The following is a 15,803-nucleotide window of genomic DNA, read 5'->3' on the forward strand; positions in this document are numbered from 1 at the left end:
ACTCTGCCGAGATCGGGTGTGGATCGGCGCGGAGTTCTGATGCCGACCGGCTTCGTGAGCACCCGAATGGCCAGATGTCGATGGCTCACAGCCTGGTGCCCCTTAAGACACAGGCCGACAGCTTGTTCACTGAACGCGGCCGATCCCGAGGCCCACATCGCTAACTTGCCTAGCTAACGGATCCTAGCTAGGAATTGGTATGGATCCGGTCAGCGTCTTCGATGCCAAGAACCGTCTCAGCGCTCTCCTCGATCAGGTCGAGCGGGGGCACGAGATCGTCATCACGCGCCGCGGCAAGGCCGTGGCCCGCCTCGTGCCCACTTCCATACCCGATCGTCCGCATATGGCGGTCGAGAAACTGCGCGTTTTGCGAGAGGGGATCGCGGGGCGCGGCGAGCGGTTTGCCTGGACTGACCTGAAGGGCTACCGCGACGAAGGCCGGCGGTGAGCCACTGCGTCCTCGACTGCTCGGCGGCCCTGTCGTGGGTGCTGCCCGGCGAGAGTGACGCTGCGACGGACGCACTGCTCGATACGGTGGCCGCGGCCGGCGCAGTCGCGCCCGCGCTCTGGCCGTTCGAGGTCGCGAACGTGCTGCTGATGGCCGAGCGACGCGGTCGCATCATGCCGGCGGAACGCCAACAGGCTTTGGTGCTCCTGGGCGAGTTGCAGATCCACATCGACGGACAAGCTGTAGCGCGCGCCTGGACGGATACGCTGGCACTCGCGCAGGTGCATCGCTTGACGGTGTACGATGCCAGCTATCTCGAGCTCGCGGTTCGGCTTGGCCTGCCGCTCGCTTCTCGCGACATGGAACTACGTTCTGCCGCCTCGGCGTGTGGCGTGTCGCTGTCGATCTGACGCTTGCAACATCCAAATCTGATGAAGCTCACCACTCTCCGATGATTGCCCCTTGCAATGTAGTCACCGATACGCTTGTAGTCGGCTTCGACATCGTCGGTGAAGACGGCAATCGTGTCCTGCTATCGTCGAGCTTGCCTTAACTCATTCACCACTCGACTTCGGACCCGAGCGGCCGGGGGGACCCGGTCAGCGTCTTCAAGGCCTTGCACGATCGCAGCGCCGAGGGCCAACAAGTGCACCCGCGTTCCTCGATCAGACGCACTCCTTCGCGCGGCATTTCGCTCCAGGAGAGATCATCGTGCTGTTCCTCGGCCTTGACCCGTTCTGCCGAGCTTGAATTTACCGGCCATGGCCGTCGCGCTTGACCGGTCGCGTTCGTAGCGGCGGCGATGTCGTTTCCGGTTCGGGGGAGCCTGAGCGTGGAGGGGTCGCCTGTTTCACCTGGGTCGTCGCTTCGACCTCCTCACATTTCTTCTTCGCGCGTGCCCATGCCTCGGTCTCGAGCGGTCTCCAGATCGCGTGCAGCTCATGTGTGTCAAATCGCTTTGAAGATCAGACCCTTTTTTGGAGTGGGCCCCTTGGGTTGGGCGGATTGGGCAGGGCTGATTGACCGGATGGCCAGGTCTTCGAAGGATGAAGACCATGGCACGACACCGTTCCCACAGCGTCGCGTTCAAGCGTCAGGTCGCGCAGGAGTACCTATCCGGCGAGACGCTGCACGGCCTGGCCAAGCGCCACGATCTCTCGCGCAACCTCGTGCGGGTCTGGGTGCAGAAGTACGAGACCGGCGCGTTCGACGACGACGCGGCCGCCGCCGGCACGATCCAAGCCTACGAGGCGCGCATCGCCGCGCTCGAACGGCTCGTCGGCCGGCAAGCGCTTGAGCTTGAGTTTTTAAAAGGGGCTCTGCGTCAGGGACGGCCGCCGAGAAGCGGGCCTACGTCCGTGATCACCGGCCCGACAGCCTCTCCGTCGCTGAGGGACGTCGGCTGATGGGTCTGGCGCGCTCCACCTACTACGACGCTCCGAGGCGGGCTGCCGACGACACCGCCCTCGTCGAGGCGATGGCGGCGATCTGCGACGCGTTCGAAGCGTACGGCTGGCGCCGCGTCCAAGCGGCCCTGCGCCAACAAGGATGGCGGGTGAATCACGACGTCGCGGTGATGGGCGGCTTCGTCTACGTCGCGATCATCCTGGATGCCTGGTCGCGGCGGGTGGTCGGCTACGCGCTCAGCCGTTCCATCGATGCCCGCCTGACCGTCGCGGCCCTGCGCGCGGCGATCGAGCGGCGTCGGCCGGCACCGGGACTGACCCACCACACGGACCGCGGCAGTCAACCCAATACGCTGGCGAGGCGTATCGGAAGGTGTTGGTCAAGCACGGGATCGTCGGTTCGATGGGCGGACGCGGCAACCCCTACAACTGTGAGGGCGAAGCCGAATGACCGAGCTACTCGACCGCTACCGATCTATCTCGTCGGTGTGACTGGGACGACCAGCCGAAACTATACGATTTCCAAATCTTTCCTGCATTGGAATGACCTGAAAGAAATTATTAACCATAAGCTACTATCCGCATATCGATAGAAATATTTGGCAATAAAATAACTTGATATGTTAGAAAATCGCGATCAATCCGAGTGCATGCATAACCACCAATAGAAATGGCCAATAGGCGAAACCATTGTAAGAAGGCGCACTACATAATGAATGTCCCCTTGAAAATCAGCCCGTCCGACAAGCCCTCAAATACAGCTATCGCAAGTAACACAGCAGCAAGCAGCACTACAGGCAATCAGCAGATAGCCGGCAATTTTACTCAGTTCCTCACGCTGCTGACCACGCAGTTGAAGAACCAAAATCCGCTCTCGCCCATGGATACAAATCAGTTCACTCAACAATTGGTACAGTTCGCTCAGGTCGAGCAGCAGCTGAAATCCAACGACCGGCTGGACTCGATCGCGAGCAGCGCGAGGAATTCCGAGGCCGCCTCCCTTTCAAGCTATATCGGCAAATCAATCACCACCGATGGGATAACGTCGGAACTCGGAAGCTCCGGCGCAACCTGGAGTCTTTCCGCGCCTCGAGCCACAAGCAAAGCTACGATCACGATCAGCGATAGCAAGAACACCGTCGTCGGCATCCAAACGCAGCCTCTTAGCGCCGGAACCCAAAGTTTTTCCTGGGACGGGCGTACATCATCGGGCCTGAAGGCTCCTGCTGGGCTCTACACCATCAAAGTCGATGCCGTTGACGCATCAGGCCAGAAGGTCATCGTGGATACGGCGGTGAGCGGCAAAGTCGATGGCATCGATCTCGCCGGTAGCGCTCCAGCACTCATGGTCGGAAAAAATCGCGTCACGACATCGGCGATCAAACAGGTGTCGGGCTTGTAGGCGCGATGGCCTCGAACGGATCTGCAGTAGAAGTATTCGAGTTTTCCTGCGGGCTGCACGGGGACCTCAGGACACGCCTTGAACGACATGTCGCCGTGGCGCTGATCGCCGGCGTGCTCGGCGCCTGCAACACCGCGGACCGCCTCTCCCAGGTCGGCGCAACCCCGGCCTTGTCGGCGATTGAGGACCCCACCACCCAGTCCGGCTACAAGCCGGTGCGCATGCCGATGCCCGACGTACAACCGGTCTCCTACGCGCCGAACTCGCTTTGGCGCACGGGATCCCACGCCTTCTTCAAGAACCAACGCGCAGCCCGGCTGGGTGATCTCTTGACAGTGAAGGTCAACGTCACCGACAAGGCCAATCTCGCCAATGAGACCAAACGCTCACGCGCTGACAGCGAGAGCTTCGGCCTACCGAACGCGCTGGGACTGGAGAACAACGCGGTCGGCAAGGCGTACGGCGTCGGTGGCTCCGCCCTCCTGAGCGCGAAATCGGCGACCGCCAACGACGGCACCGGCTCGGTCCAGCGGGCCGAGACCGTTACGACGAACGTCGCCGCCGTGGTCACTCAGGTGCTGCCCAACGGCAACCTCGTGGTCGAGGGCAAGCAGGAGATCCGGGTCAACTTCGAGGTCCGTGAACTGATCGTCGCCGGCGTGGTCCGGCCGGAGGACATCGACTCGGACAACACCATCGACTCGACCAAGATCGCCCAGGCCCGGATCGCTTATGGCGGGCGCGGCCAGATCACCGACGTGCAGCAGCCGCGTTACGGCCAGCAGATCGTCGATATCTTGCTGCCGTTCTGAAGCGCAGGCTCGCGGTTGGGCGGATGAATCCGGGCGCGTTCGAGCGATGTACCGGCAGGAGGCCCTGCACCTGACGCGGGAGCAGGCACTCCGAACCAAAGGACATTACTGATAATCATTCGAGAATGGAAATGATGCGATGCCGGAAGTTAATTCGCTCAAATCCGCCTCAGATATTTTAGCAGCCGGACGTAAGATCCAGCAAGGTCAAATTCGTACGATATCCGAGAATATAGCGAACGCGAATGCGACCGCCAATAATCCAGGAGGTGTACCATACAGCCGCAAGATTGCTGTGTTCAGCCCGATCGTTCCAGACAGCGATGACGATCCGGTCGGCCATATCGTGAAGGATACGACCCCATTTCGAACCCGGTATGATCCTTCGAATGTCGCTGCGAGTGAAAACGGTTTCGTCATGCTGCCGAATGTCGATACGATGGTCGAGTTTTCGAATTTCCAGGCCGCGACGCGTTCCTATGAATTGAGTTATAGTGCTTCGTCCAAGATAGATGCAGTAACCCAGGCCACCATCGATCTTCTGAAGTAATAAATTATTACTTGTTGTAGCTCGTGATTAGGCCTAGCATGAAGCCGCGGGATCGTCGTAGCGCAAAAGCATGTGATGCTGGTGTTATTGCCCCTGAACATTAAAGGGGCATCGATATACGGTAGGGTTCTGGCGGGTTCCTGGCGACGACGTGGGCTAGTTTCGCATGCGTCTGTAGGCGAGGAGCTTTTCGCCATCGCTGCGGATCTCCCCGCGCGGCCCGACGAACCTGTAGAGGGTCTGGCGGATAATGCCGAGTTCGACGCAGAAGTCGTTGACACAGGTTTCGGGTTTACCCATCGCGGCCTGAGCCAGACGCAGCTTGGCGGGTGTCATTTTGAAGGGGCGGCCGCCCTTGCGGCCCCGCGCCCGTGCCGCGGCCAGCCCGGCCTTCGTGCGCTCGGAAATCAGCTCGCGCTCGAACTCGGTCCTGTGCTGGAGCAGGTGGACGACCGCCGGGACTAGGGGGAGATGCGCTTGCGGGCGCTCGGTGGGATCGACGGATCGCTCTACGTCGTCGTGTTCACCGACCGCCTCGACAGGAATGGTGCATCGGTTCGCTGGATCATCTCGGCCCGTCGGGCCCATCGGAAGGAGCGCCGAAAATGGTCAAGCGATCCCTAGAGAGCATCCTGGCTGCGGCTCCCGACCTGGATCGGGAGCGCCTCGAAGCGACGACGGAAGAGGAGATCCAGCGGCAGGCGCGCGAGGACGGTGAGGATCCGGACGCTTCTACGAATGGCTACATCCTGGTGCCCGCACCGGCGGATCTGCGCCGCTCGCTGGACATGACCCAGGAGGCGTTCGCCGCCTTCCTGCGCGTACTGACCGGGACGGTGAGAAACTGGGAGCAAGGGCGCACGCCGCCCGATCCAGCCGCACGCACGCTGCTGGCGCTCGTGGCGGCTGACCCGGCACACGCCGTCGCAATGCTCGGAAAACCGACCTCCAGCCCACTGGAGGGGCGGCGTTGCGTATTCCGACGAAGCCGGCCGGGGATTCCGGGCTCTTCCGCACTTTTGGTGCAGCGGCGTCGCGCGCGACGGTTTGCTTGAATGCAAATGGAGTGCGAATACCGGTGACTTATCGTTCGTAGGTCTCACGGGTTGCGCGTGCGAAGGGGACCTGCCGCGCCATTCCGCGATCCTGTCCGGTTCGCTCGCCACGTGGCCGCTTACGCCCTCTCACCTCCGAGACCGGGTCGGCTATTACGACGTGACTTTCGTTAGGTGACGGCTCCAGGGGTACGGAACGGTGAATTGTCACGCGAGCCTCGGGCGTGTGCACTTGGCGTAAGGCCGCGAGGACCCACGCTTCGAAAGCCTCCGCCTCCCCCTCGTCCGCTCGGGCGTCGATTGCGAGATGCACGGCCGCATCCAGATGCCGACCGACGACGTGGGCGAGGGCGCTGCCGGTCTCCGGACCATCGCCGCCCAGGCCACAGATCAGGGCACGGTCCGGCTGCCCGTCCTGCTGATACAGGCTCAGAGCCTCGGCCTTCGTTCGAGCCACGTAGATCCGCTTCGGTGAGCGTCGATCCCCCAGCTCGACCAAACCCGTCGTACCCTGCTGCCCCTTCTCCACCCCCTCACCGGTCCCATCGGCCTGCTCGATCCCCAAGAGGCGGCCGCTCTGATCCCGGTGAGCGAACACCATCCGGCCTCGAGGATCGGTTAGGACATCGGCGCGAAGCTGGTCCAGGGGCAGCGGCAGCAGACCCCGTATCGCGGTCGCGGCGGTTCGGATCTCTCGCCTCAGGCCCTGCCACAGGATCGCGGCGAGCCGGCTGATCCGCCCCTTCTGACCCGGAGCGTCCGAGGTGAACGGGATCGCGTAACCGGCTCGGCTCGGCCGCGGGACTGGGTACGTTGCGGGGGCATGCAGGCGCTCCTCCATGCGCTGTCGCAGTACCTGGGCAGCCGGTGACGGTGTGCCCACAGAGGCCGGGGCGATCCCGGAGATCGTCTCCTTCCAAGACCCCGCGCGCTCCAGTCCCATCCTGCCGTCGCGCCGCAGGGGGATAGCGCGCACCTGGGCCGGCGCATCGCACCAGGTGCGCAGGTCGGCTCCGGCGAAGTCGGCGACGTTCGCCTTGCCGCCGCTGCGTGCGGCGGCCGACAAGAAGGCCTGCCGGATCTCGCTCTGGCCGATGGACGCGATCTTGGGGTGCGCAGCTTCCCGACCGCCCGGCAGGCCGCGCTCCTCCGGTCGAACCCCGGAGCGCGCCGCCTCCAGCTGGTCCCGGATCCGTGCCGCGTCGACGTAGAGCCGCACCGTGCGCCGGTGTCGCGTCATCGCCACGTACGTCGCCTCCGCGCCCGCGCCGCGCAGGTCGGCGACGTACGCCTCGTCCACCGTCACGCCTTGCGCCGCGTGCGTGGTCATGGCGTAGCTGTGCTGAAGCCGAGGCACCCGTGGCTCGCCCGGTTTTCGGGACCCGATCAGCGCGCTCGACAGGGCGCTCAGCCGCGCTCCATTCTTGGCTAACCACAGCGTCAGCACCGGATCGGCCGGATCGCCTGAGATCGCCTCGACCCGCGCCAGGTCGGCGTTGCGGATCGCCTGGTCGCCGATCTTCACGCTCTCGCCGAATATCACCTCGTCCCCGACCGTCAGGGCCAACGCCTCGGCCCGGCCACCGCCGCGCGGGATCGCGACAATCTCCACGTCTTCCCCCTCCGGCAGCAGCCCCTCACGCTTGAGCCGGGCGCGGATCCGCGCGTTGAGCTCGCGCACGTCCTTGTTCCAGCCTGTCAGCACGGCCCGCGTCCGCTCCGCCCCTTCGAGATCGAGGCGGCTGTCTACGTAGGCGTCGACCAGCGCCTGGATCGTGGCCTCGCGGTTCGCCCCCCAGGTGATCGCGCCGCCGCGATCGTAGGCCTCCAACGCGCTCGCGGTCCGGCCCGCGGCGAAGTCGATGCTGGCCGCCCGCATCCAGGCCCCCTCCGCCTCGCTGCGCCCGCGCTGCCGCTGGATCTCGTCCATCCGGCTCGCGCCCAGCGCCCTGACCAGCAGCCGCATCGGTGCGCCCGCCGGCACCGGGACGAGCTGGCGCGTGTCGCCGCTCAAGACCAGCTTGGCTCCGGCAGCACCCGTCGCCTCGACCAGGGCGGCGAGATCGCGCGTGCCGATCATCCCGGCCTCGTCGGCGATCACCACCGTCTGCGGTCCCAGCGCGATCTCGCCCTTGTGGACCTGGTTGAGGAACCCGGTCACCGCCCGCGCCATCGCCTCGGCGGTGGCCGTATCATTGCGGATCACGTCCACGGCCTTCCAGCTCGGCGCGATCGCCCAAACCTCGCCGCCGCAGGCCCGCACCGCCTCGGCGACGCTGGCCATCGCGTACGACTTGCCCGAGCCGGCGCTGCCTTCGACCACGCTCACCCCGTCGCGATTGAGCGCGTGCCGCACCGCCTCCCGCTGCTCCGGGCGCAGGCTCGGCCGCTCCGCCAAGACCCGCGCCACCACCTCGGCCGGAACGAACGCCCGCTCGTCCTGCCGGGCGTAGGCCACGCGTAGCATACCCTGCTCGGCAGCGATCATCGCGGGCGTCGCGTAGACGGGCCGGCCCTCGGCCGAGCGCCCGACCTCCACCACCCTGCCGTCCTGGCGCAGGCGCTCCACCTGCTCCAGGACGGCGTCCGCACCGGCCTCGCATTGCAGTGCCTCGGCGGTCAGGCGCAGCAGCTCGCGCTCCGCCAGCACCGCCTGCATCTCAAGGGTCGCGGCGAGGCCAGCCTCCGCCAGGCGCTGCAGCCGCTCGCCGGGCGCGCCCGCCCGCGTATCGCGGATCCCGGCCGCCGCGATCCGCACGCCCTCGAACAGCGCCGCGCGCGTCCAGCCGGCCTGGGCCAGTTGCCGGTCCCACTCGGCTTCCAGGCTCGCCAGCGGCGTCTCCCGGTCCTTGCCCGCGCGCGTGTCGAAGGCGGCGGCCTGGGCCGCGACCCGATCCTCGGCCGTGTCGAACCCCTGCTCCTGCGCCGCCCGCTCGATCGCCGCGCGCCGCTTGGAGAACAGCTCCAGCACCGGCTCGGCCACCCCGGCGACCTCGAAGTTGCGCCCGCTCCGGACCGCTTCGCAAGCGAGCGCCGCCCTGAGACCGTCGGCCAGCTCGCTCCGGTACAGGGCCGCGATCCCGCCGGCGTTCAGCAGGATCTCGCGGTTGTCGAGGCCTCCGGTCGAGCCGTCGGCCCGCACGCACAGGTTCAGCAGGATGGCGTGGCTGTGAAGGTGGGGATCCTGGGCGCGCGAGGTGAAGTGCCGGTACACCGCCGCGCTCACCCCGCCGGCCGGCGCCCGCTCCCGGCCCTGCGCCCCGGTCCGGGTCACGATCAGCCCGGCCGCGTGCGCGTAATCGAGCGCCCGGCGCACCGCGCGGTCGTGCACCGCCAGGATCCGCGCGCGCTCCTCCGCGCCGGCGAAGGCGGCCAGCACGCTCACGCTCTTGGGGGCAGCAAACTGCAGATCGTAGCCGACGCTGCGCCGGCCGTTGGCCGAGGCGCGGACCAGGGGTTTGTGGCTTTGCGGGTCGCGTCCAGCCGCGAGGTCGCGCAGCACCCGCCCGTCGACCTCGGCCCCGTCCGGGCAGGATCGGAAGGGAGCGGCGGGACCGCTCGGGTCAGATCCGGACCCGCGCGTCCACCACAAGCCGTTGGCCTCGCCCGCGCCGTTGTCCGTGTAGTACGCGACCTGGTCGCGGCCTTCCGTGTGGCCCCGGCGCAGCGTCGCCAGCGCCCGGTCCAACGCCTCCGCGTAGGCCGCCTCGTACGCCGCGCTGCCCTCCACCGCGACCGCTGTCGCCGCCTTGTGCGCGTACGCCGCCGCCGTGTCGTCGAGCGGGCTGTCGGGCGCGCTCAACCCGGCCTCACGCCGGATCTGGCGTGCCATCGACTCGTAGTACTCGACGCTCGTGATCCGTGTGCAGGTCATCATCGCCTGAGCACCCGCTCGCGCCTAGGCTTGGCTTGCATCGTCGCTCGCTCGGGCCTCCGCCCGGTACAGGTCGACGATGAAGTCGCTGATCACCTGGATCTGGTCGCGCATCTCGGCCGCACTGACCCAGGCCTCGCGGGCGCTCGACGCCGCCGCATCCGCGAGCTCGACCAGCCGCGCCACAGTCTCGGATGGGCCGAGCGCCGCGGTGAGCGCCTCCTCGACGAACAGGTACGGCTCGATCCCGCGCGCCCGGGCTGCCGCCGCCACAGCATCCCAGAGCGCCTCGTCCACGGACATACGGACGGGACGGCGGGCCATGGGCGAGCTCCTGACAGTCAAGATGTACGATCTAGCAACAGCTTAGCAGGAAGCTCGGCCGTCAAACAGCACCATCGGTGCGTGATGTGTCTGGATTTTGGGTCGTAGGGCCTGGGTTATCCACAGGCCGCCCGCCGCTATCGTGGCCGTAAGCTCGGCCGTGGTATCATGCCGATCTTCCGGGATGGTGGGTTCGAGCGGTTCGCAGATCCAGTCAGGCTCGGTGAGAGGCCAGACAGAGCGGACTGCGAGGATCGCGCGAGGCGCGAGGAGTGATGGAGATGGGTGAGACCGTCGAACCCGATCCCTACAGCGAGCTCCGCGCCTTCCTGCGCGAGGAGATCAAGCACGCCCCAAGCCGCAAGCCCACCGCCTACGAGGCGGTCAAGGCCGTGCTCCCGGAAATCAAGGAACTCAAGGCCAAGTGTAAGACCGATGCCGAGATCCGTGAGCTCCTCGCCCGGATGGGCGTCAAGCTCAGCGTCGCCACGCTGCGGCAGTACGTCCAGACTGCCACGCGCGAGCTCGCCGGCCATAAGCCCGTGCGACGGCGCGGCAAGGCCAAGGCGAAGGCACCCGCCAAGCCCTCGCGGGCGCCAGCGGAACACCGGCCCGGTCTGCAGCCACGCTCCACCGCCGCGCGCGATCAGGTGCCGGTGCGCGGACAGTCTCCCGCCTCGCCCGCCCTCGGGCACAGGATGAGCAACAAGGATCTCTAAGGCCGCGGAAGGCAGGCCTGGACACCGGATCGGAAGGGCAGCATGGCAAGGGCACAACAGGCGCGCAAGGACACCGCCCCACAGCAGAAGCGGGCCGTCCTGGTCACCTCGGAGAAGGGCGGCGTCGGCAAGAGCGTGACCGCCCGCACCCTCGTGGAGTACCTGCGCGAGGGCGGCACGCGCGTGGCGGCTTACGACGCCGACGGCAGCGTCGGCGGTCTCGTCCGGGTTCTCGGGACCCGGGATGATGCGGGCGAAGTTCGGGACCAGCAGGATCCGGCCGTCGGCGTCGGCTACTACAACATCCGCGACGCCGCCCAGAGCCACACTCTGCTCAACTGCCTCGGAACGCAGGAGCCCCTGATCGTCCACGATCTCGCCGGCGGCAGCTTGGCCGACCTGACGCGCATCACCGACATGGGTGAGGGGCTCGACGACCTGCTGACTGCCGTCGACGAGAATGGTTACCGGCTCACCGTCCTGCACCTGATCTCGTCGGAGGTCGCCGCGACCCAATCGGTCGCCCGCTGGATCGAGCTGGTCGGCGACCGCGCCGATCATGTCGCCGTCCGCAACACCCGCTGGGGCAAGGCCGAGTCCGATTTCCCCTTCTGGCACGGCTACACCGACGGCGACGGTCAGGAACGGGGCGGCAAGGTCCGCAAACGTCTGCTCGAGGAACTCGGCGGCCTCGAGATCAGCCTTCCCGCCCTGCCGGCCGGCACGTTCGCCAAGGTCGACGCCGACGACCTGCCGTTCTCGACAGCCGCCTCCGCGTCACGCCTGACCATCGTCGAGCGCTCGCACGTCGCACGATACCGGCGCGAGTCCGCGGCCGCCTTCGAGCCGCTGCGTTCCCTCCTCGGCCTCTGAGGCGAGGTCCAGCCCGTAGATCTTGACCCCGCCCCGCGATGCGTCCCGACGCCAAGCTCAATTTCGACCGGGCAGCCGAGGTGTTCGGCCTCGACCCGGCGCTCCGCGACCAGACGTGGCGGCGGATGATGGACCTCGGGGTCAATCCCGACGATCCCCTCTGGGTCTACCTCGCGGTCACGGGGCTGCTGGAGAAGGCGGCCCGGACCATCCCGGAGGCGATCGATGCGGTCCCCGAACGGGTCGAGCAGGCGGCGAGGCGCGCCGTCGGCCCGGTGGCCCAGGCCGCCAGCGCCCGGGTCGAGGCGGCCCACGCCACGCTCGCGGAGACGACCGGCGCGGCAGTCGCGGCGAGCGCGAGCGAGCATTTCAGGAGGATGGAGCGCACCGGCGCGCGCGAGGTCGGCCTTTGGGCGGCCGGGATCGTTCTGGCCAGCGGCATCGTATGCGGCGGCGTCGGTTACAGGATCGGACGGGCCGAGGCCACGAGCGTAGCCGCGCAGTGGTCGACACTGGCCACGCGCGCGGACGGGTCCGAGTGGCTCAAGCTGATCGCCGCCAATCCGGACATGCGCGAGCAGATGAACAAGTTCTGCGGACCGCTGCAGCACAAGACCGATCCGGCGCAGAAGCGGCAGTACTGCGAGTTCCCGCTCTGGATCGAGGGCACCATGCCGCCGGTCGGGGGCTTCTGGGACGCATCGTACTTCGCCTTGCGGGACTGGCTGACGGACTGGGGACCAGCCTGGCTGATCATCGCAGCCGGGTTTGCTGCACTCGCGGGTCGCCGCGTGCTGCGGGCCGTCGTCACGTGGCAGCCCGTTGCCTGGCTGCTGAAGTGAGCCGAGACGCACGGCCAAACGGCCTCCGCTGCGAGTCGGGATCGTTTCGCTTCGCCAGGCCGGTGGTGCGCTGCATTGTTTGTCCGATGAAGAACCGCCAACCGGGGCCGGCCGTGATCGCGCTGTCGTGATCGAGCCGGGAACAGATTGACCTGAGCGGACCCGTCGAAGGCTTGGTCGGCTCCCTTCGCGCGGATCCAGGCGCCGCGTTCGACAAGGCGCACGTGTGCATGGCCGCCCCTCGGATCAGGCACGTCGGCATCTACCTGGGGCGCGGCACCTCGGGCATAGCGCCGTCCCTGCCCTCGACCGGAGCGCACCGATGACGCTCGCCGACCTCGACAAGCCCGCCGACCTCACCCTGTGGCCCGGCGACACGCCGGCTCACGTCGCCGCGACGTGCCGGTTCCCGACGCTGCGCGCGGCCCTGGCCGCCGCGGCCGAGGCGATCGACGCCGAGAACGCCGCGCCCTGGATCATCACGGACGCCGGCGACATCCTCGCGCCAAACTGGATCCGTGCCAACGCCGGATCGGGCTGCCTGCAATAACAGACCGTGAGCCGGCAATAAACGGTGCCCCGTTTCCCACAGCACCGCCTCTCACACGGTCTCCCGGCCCGAGCATTATAGGCGACGTGTGAGGAACTAGCAGGCTGTTGAAGAACTCGGCCAGCGGCGAGCGGTGAAGGGTATGTCGTCGCCGGCGTGGAAGCCGATTTCGCCCCGAAGCGAGCCGTCGGCCTTGATCTCGGCCCAACCGGAGCCGCGGGCCTCGTCCATCTCGTCGTTCCCGTTCCAGTCGAACTCGACGGCAGCGTGGTCACCACCACCGGCGAAGGCCCCGGTGACGCATCCGAAGGCGAACTCGCCGCCGGTGGCCTCGAAGAGGATGTAGGCCGGCTCGACCATGTCGGCGTAGTCGTCCGCATAGCCCGGCAGCTCGACGATCCGCCACTTGCCCAGGACGCTCACGCCAGAGCTCCGAGCAGCTTGGGCAGGCGAACGAGGTTGTAGGCCGCCGCGGTGAAGGCGAAGGCCCACCCGACCCTGTCGCGGCCTCTGAAGCGGGTTTTCCGCTGGCCACCCACCGTCTTGATCCAGCCAAAGCCCTCCTCGATGCGCTTGCGGATCTTCTGGCTCATGCCATAGCCGGCATGGCGGGTGGTTCGCCTATCGATGGACGAGCGGCGGCCGTTGGTGTTCTGGGCCACGTGCGCGCGGACATTCATCGACCTCAGCTCGTTGACGAAGTCCTCCGTGTCATAGGCCTTGTCAGCGCCCACTGAGATGGCCTTGGGCCGGTCCGCCTTCGGCTCGATCATCGCCAGCGCGGCAATGCGCTCGGCGTGGCCGTCCGCGGCCGTCAGGCAGGTGTCCACGATCAGGGCCGAGCGGTTCTCCATCAGGGCATGGCCGATGAAGCAGAGCTTGGCCTCCATACCCGGGCCCTTGCGATAGAGCCTGGCTTCGGGGTCGGTGGTGCTCGCGTGCGTCTCGTTCGAACGCTTCTGACCCCTGAAGTCGACCTCGGCGTTACGTCCGCCAGCGGGTGGTGGAGCTTGGTCCCCGTTTTGGTCCTTGGGCTTGACGCTCTTCATCGAGGCCCAGGCCTCGATCAGCGTGCCGTCGACGCTGAAGTGGTCGCTGGACAGGAGCCGCTTCACCCGGGGCTGGGCGAGCACGGCTACCAGGAACTTGGCGGCGATCGCGCCGGCCAGCAGCCGGTCCCGGTTCTTGCTGAAGCTTGAATGATCCCAGGCCGGATCGTCGACGCCCAGCCCCACGAACCAGCGGAACAACAGGTCGAACTCCAGCCGCTCCATCAACTGCCGCTCCGAGCGGATCGAGTAGAACGCCTGCAGGAGCATCGCCCGCAGCAGCATCTCAGGCGGGATCGACGGGCGACCCATCCGAGCCGCATAGAGCGCAGAGAAGTCCCCGCTCAGCGCTGCGAGCGCCACGTCCGTGAGCTGCCGGATCGTCCGCAGGGGATGGTCGGGCCGGACCCGAGCCTCCAAATCCACATAGGAGAACAACGTCCCCGAACGCTGATCCGAACCCCGCATCCGCCTTCCCCAAGCGCTTTCAGGAAAGAGTGAATCACGCCCAGCTCGGCCACGCCACGGACTTCTTCAACAGCCTGCTAGTCGCTGCCCGCCGGTGTGCGTGTGTCCGCCTGCGACACTACCGGGAGACGCGAAGACCGCATGGCCACGGGTAGGACTGCTGTAGGCATCACTATCTTCGTATTGTTGTTGGGTCAGAACTTGGTTTCCCCTCTCGAGGCCGTAGTTAATCCCACCTGACCCGGATATTGGGCTAGGGACGTGGTTTACCGGACGCGTCGAAGCCGAGGCCCTCCGGATCTTCGCCGATCTCCGTCAGTCCATCGACGATTCCGGCCACAAGCCCGGTTCGGGCCTTGGTCGGGACTGACGCCAGTCCTTCACGCAAGGCCTGCCGCCAAGCCGGACCTCGGCCCCACGCCTCGGCGTAAGCCGTGGCGAGGTCGCTCGCCCGCCGCGTCATGGCCAGGGCCTGCCCGAGAACGGCAGCCTGGAGGGCGTCCTTGTCGCGCTTCAGCCGCCCGAGCGGATCGTCCCGCCTGCGGCTCGCGACGATGAGTTTGTGGACGGCGAAGCGCTCGGGTGCCGGCACAACGACGTTGACCCCACCGCCGTACAGGAGCACTGCTCGGACCGGCTCGTGGATCAGGAAGTCTAAGAAACGAAGTGGGTGGGCCGCGGCCCCGCCCAGCGCGGGCATGCCGGCTGGCTTGCCGTCGTGGTCGGCGCTGCCGCGGTTCGGCGTCAGGAACTCGACCTCGTAGCCCTTCGCGTTCCGGAATTTGGTCGAGCGCCGCCCGTCAGCCTGATGCGGGAGATCGCGAAAGGTCGTGTCGACCGAGCGCAGGACGTCGAGCATCGGCGGCAGGCTGTCGTCGACCGCGGCCGACACGGAGTGGAACTGCGCGAAGTCGGCGTCGCCGGTCTGCAGGGCGGCGTTCGGCAGCCGCGCGCCGAGGATGCCCGGGTAGCACTGGAAGGCGACGGTTCCGACCAGAACACCGCGAAGACGGAACAGGCCGGCCTCCGAGAGCGCGCGCACCACGTCGCCCGAGAACCGCTCGGGCGCCGGCAATCCCGCTTCCCGGACGAGGGTCGAGACCAGCTTCCGCCGGGCTTTGAGGTCGCCTTTGATCGCTTGGAAGCGCTCGACGCGGTCCGTGATCTGCGCGTCGTGCTTGGGACCGACGTAGCGGCGCTTGACGCCGTCCGGTCCGGGCAAGTCGAAGTACCAGTAGGCGCGTCCATTGACCGGCACGGTCACGAAGCGGCCCGCGATCGGGAAGTCGGCCTCGAACGCGCCATCGAGGCTGCGCTGGCACAGCTCGGCGTAGAGTGTCCGATACGCCAAGTCGATCTCTCTCATCCCCGCCACCTCGCTATAATCTTTTAGCGAAAGATTTATAGCACGTTCGGAGACGAGGAACGCGC

General features: G+C 66.8%; 19 protein-coding genes. 13 read left to right on the top strand and 6 right to left on the bottom strand.

Translation table 11 applies throughout. The features are described 5' to 3' along the window. Positions 1–199 precede the first annotated feature (199 nt). From MET9862_RS19900 to MET9862_RS19930, 7 genes are all read left to right on the top strand, one after another. The gene (locus MET9862_RS19900; RefSeq protein WP_053611528.1) at positions 200–448 is read left to right on the top strand and encodes a type II toxin-antitoxin system Phd/YefM family antitoxin; all 249 of its coding nucleotides are present in this window, start codon (positions 200–202) and stop codon (positions 446–448) included. Then, on the top strand, positions 445–858 hold the full coding sequence (locus MET9862_RS19905; protein ID WP_053611529.1) for a type II toxin-antitoxin system VapC family toxin: 414 nt from the start codon (positions 445–447) through the stop codon (positions 856–858). Before MET9862_RS19900 ends, MET9862_RS19905 begins: the two co-directional genes overlap by 4 nt. Positions 859–1,503: 645 nt before the next feature. Further along, on the top strand, positions 1,504–1,854 hold the full coding sequence (locus MET9862_RS19910) for a transposase (protein ID WP_053611533.1): 351 nt from the start codon (positions 1,504–1,506) through the stop codon (positions 1,852–1,854). After that, positions 1,854–2,447 carry a DDE-type integrase/transposase/recombinase gene (locus MET9862_RS19915; protein ID WP_078947416.1) on the top strand — a complete coding sequence of 198 codons (594 nt, stop codon included), beginning with the start codon at positions 1,854–1,856 and terminating at the stop codon, positions 2,445–2,447. The genes MET9862_RS19910 and MET9862_RS19915 overlap by 1 nt, the downstream gene beginning before the upstream one ends. 119 nt (positions 2,448–2,566) lie before the next feature. Next, a complete protein-coding gene (locus tag MET9862_RS19920) occupies positions 2,567–3,256 on the top strand; it encodes a flagellar hook assembly protein FlgD (protein WP_078947417.1) in 690 nt (229 codons plus the stop codon). A 95-nt stretch (positions 3,257–3,351) separates the two neighbouring features. After that, positions 3,352–4,068: a flagellar basal body L-ring protein FlgH gene (flgH, locus tag MET9862_RS19925; RefSeq protein ID WP_438616636.1), complete on the top strand. Its 717-nt coding sequence runs from the start codon at positions 3,352–3,354 to the stop codon at positions 4,066–4,068. 139 nt (positions 4,069–4,207) lie between these two features. Next, complete coding sequence (locus MET9862_RS19930) at positions 4,208–4,618, top strand: flagellar basal body rod protein FlgC (RefSeq protein WP_078947419.1); 411 nt, start codon at positions 4,208–4,210, stop codon at positions 4,616–4,618. Positions 4,619–4,774: 156 nt separating this feature from the next. On the opposite strand, the gene MET9862_RS30500 is transcribed toward MET9862_RS19930, so the two are convergent. Then, positions 4,775–5,062: a recombinase family protein gene (locus MET9862_RS30500; RefSeq protein WP_368773574.1), complete on the bottom strand. Its 288-nt coding sequence runs from the start codon at positions 5,060–5,062 to the stop codon at positions 4,775–4,777. 27 nt (positions 5,063–5,089) lie between these two features. Between MET9862_RS30500 and MET9862_RS30665 the strand changes: the two genes are divergently transcribed. Then, positions 5,090–5,242 (top strand): BrnT family toxin, encoded by a 153-nt coding sequence (locus tag MET9862_RS30665; RefSeq protein ID WP_078947420.1) that lies wholly within the window; start codon positions 5,090–5,092, stop codon positions 5,240–5,242. Continuing rightward, entirely contained in the window at positions 5,224–5,673 is a 450-nt protein-coding gene (locus MET9862_RS19945) for a helix-turn-helix domain-containing protein (protein ID WP_053611531.1), read from the top strand. Before MET9862_RS30665 ends, MET9862_RS19945 begins: the two co-directional genes overlap by 19 nt. A 28-nt stretch (positions 5,674–5,701) precedes the next feature. Here MET9862_RS19945 and mobF read toward each other — a convergent pair whose 3' ends face one another. Continuing rightward, on the bottom strand, positions 5,702–9,550 hold the full coding sequence (gene mobF / locus MET9862_RS19950; protein ID WP_127993261.1) for a MobF family relaxase: 3,849 nt from the start codon (positions 9,548–9,550) through the stop codon (positions 5,702–5,704). Positions 9,551–9,571: 21 nt separating this feature from the next. Beyond that, on the bottom strand, positions 9,572–9,871 hold the full coding sequence (locus MET9862_RS19955) for a hypothetical protein (RefSeq protein WP_127993260.1): 300 nt from the start codon (positions 9,869–9,871) through the stop codon (positions 9,572–9,574). Positions 9,872–10,152: 281 nt separating this feature from the next. On the opposite strand from MET9862_RS19955, the gene MET9862_RS19960 reads away from it, so the two are divergent. From MET9862_RS19960 to MET9862_RS19975, 4 genes are all read left to right on the top strand, one after another. Further along, positions 10,153–10,590: a hypothetical protein gene (locus tag MET9862_RS19960; RefSeq protein WP_083461140.1), complete on the top strand. Its 438-nt coding sequence runs from the start codon at positions 10,153–10,155 to the stop codon at positions 10,588–10,590. Between the two features lie 42 nt (positions 10,591–10,632). Then, entirely contained in the window at positions 10,633–11,463 is an 831-nt protein-coding gene (locus MET9862_RS19965; protein WP_142584630.1) for a nucleotide-binding protein, read from the top strand. 38 nt (positions 11,464–11,501) lie between these two features. Further along, on the top strand, positions 11,502–12,305 hold the full coding sequence (locus MET9862_RS19970) for a hypothetical protein (RefSeq protein ID WP_142584631.1): 804 nt from the start codon (positions 11,502–11,504) through the stop codon (positions 12,303–12,305). A gap of 322 nt (positions 12,306–12,627) precedes the next feature. Then, the gene (locus MET9862_RS19975) at positions 12,628–12,855 is read left to right on the top strand and encodes a hypothetical protein (protein ID WP_053608724.1); all 228 of its coding nucleotides are present in this window, start codon (positions 12,628–12,630) and stop codon (positions 12,853–12,855) included. 96 nt (positions 12,856–12,951) lie between these two features. On the opposite strand, the gene MET9862_RS19980 is transcribed toward MET9862_RS19975, so the two are convergent. The 3 genes from MET9862_RS19980 to MET9862_RS19990 form a co-directional block, all read right to left on the bottom strand. Beyond that, positions 12,952–13,278 carry a hypothetical protein gene (locus MET9862_RS19980; protein WP_142584632.1) on the bottom strand — a complete coding sequence of 109 codons (327 nt, stop codon included), beginning with the start codon at positions 13,276–13,278 and terminating at the stop codon, positions 12,952–12,954. Next, entirely contained in the window at positions 13,275–14,372 is a 1,098-nt protein-coding gene (locus tag MET9862_RS19985; RefSeq protein WP_142584633.1) for an IS5 family transposase, read from the bottom strand. Before MET9862_RS19985 ends, MET9862_RS19980 begins: the two co-directional genes overlap by 4 nt. Positions 14,373–14,625: 253 nt before the next feature. Then, positions 14,626–15,738 (bottom strand): nucleotidyltransferase family protein, encoded by a 1,113-nt coding sequence (locus tag MET9862_RS19990; RefSeq protein ID WP_142584634.1) that lies wholly within the window; start codon positions 15,736–15,738, stop codon positions 14,626–14,628. Positions 15,739–15,803 lie beyond the last annotated feature (65 nt).

It is taken from the genome of Methylobacterium symbioticum, assembly GCF_902141845.1.
GTDB classification, from domain to species: Bacteria; Pseudomonadota; Alphaproteobacteria; order Rhizobiales; family Beijerinckiaceae; genus Methylobacterium; species Methylobacterium symbioticum.

Bases quoted from the DNA above. Each gene is read 5' to 3' on its own strand.
- MET9862_RS19990 (WP_142584634.1), bottom strand. From the start codon at position 15,738: ATGAGAGAGATCGACTTGGCGTATCGGACACTCTACGCCGAGCTGTGC.
- MET9862_RS19985 (WP_142584633.1), bottom strand. From the start codon at position 14,372: ATGCGGGGTTCGGATCAGCGTTCGGGGACGTTGTTCTCCTATGTGGAT.
- MET9862_RS19900 (WP_053611528.1), top strand. From the start codon at position 200: ATGGATCCGGTCAGCGTCTTCGATGCCAAGAACCGTCTCAGCGCTCTC.
- MET9862_RS30665 (WP_078947420.1), top strand. From the start codon at position 5,090: ATGCGCTTGCGGGCGCTCGGTGGGATCGACGGATCGCTCTACGTCGTC.
- MET9862_RS19960 (WP_083461140.1), top strand. From the start codon at position 10,153: ATGGGTGAGACCGTCGAACCCGATCCCTACAGCGAGCTCCGCGCCTTC.
- MET9862_RS19945 (WP_053611531.1), top strand. From the start codon at position 5,224: ATGGTCAAGCGATCCCTAGAGAGCATCCTGGCTGCGGCTCCCGACCTG.
- MET9862_RS19920 (WP_078947417.1), top strand. From the start codon at position 2,567: ATGAATGTCCCCTTGAAAATCAGCCCGTCCGACAAGCCCTCAAATACA.
- MET9862_RS19910 (WP_053611533.1), top strand. From the start codon at position 1,504: ATGGCACGACACCGTTCCCACAGCGTCGCGTTCAAGCGTCAGGTCGCG.
- MET9862_RS19965 (WP_142584630.1), top strand. From the start codon at position 10,633: ATGGCAAGGGCACAACAGGCGCGCAAGGACACCGCCCCACAGCAGAAG.
- MET9862_RS19955 (WP_127993260.1), bottom strand. From the start codon at position 9,871: ATGGCCCGCCGTCCCGTCCGTATGTCCGTGGACGAGGCGCTCTGGGAT.
- MET9862_RS19970 (WP_142584631.1), top strand. From the start codon at position 11,502: ATGCGTCCCGACGCCAAGCTCAATTTCGACCGGGCAGCCGAGGTGTTC.
- MET9862_RS19915 (WP_078947416.1), top strand. From the start codon at position 1,854: ATGGGTCTGGCGCGCTCCACCTACTACGACGCTCCGAGGCGGGCTGCC.
- MET9862_RS19975 (WP_053608724.1), top strand. From the start codon at position 12,628: ATGACGCTCGCCGACCTCGACAAGCCCGCCGACCTCACCCTGTGGCCC.
- mobF (WP_127993261.1), bottom strand. From the start codon at position 9,550: ATGATGACCTGCACACGGATCACGAGCGTCGAGTACTACGAGTCGATG.
- MET9862_RS19930 (WP_078947419.1), top strand. From the start codon at position 4,208: ATGCCGGAAGTTAATTCGCTCAAATCCGCCTCAGATATTTTAGCAGCC.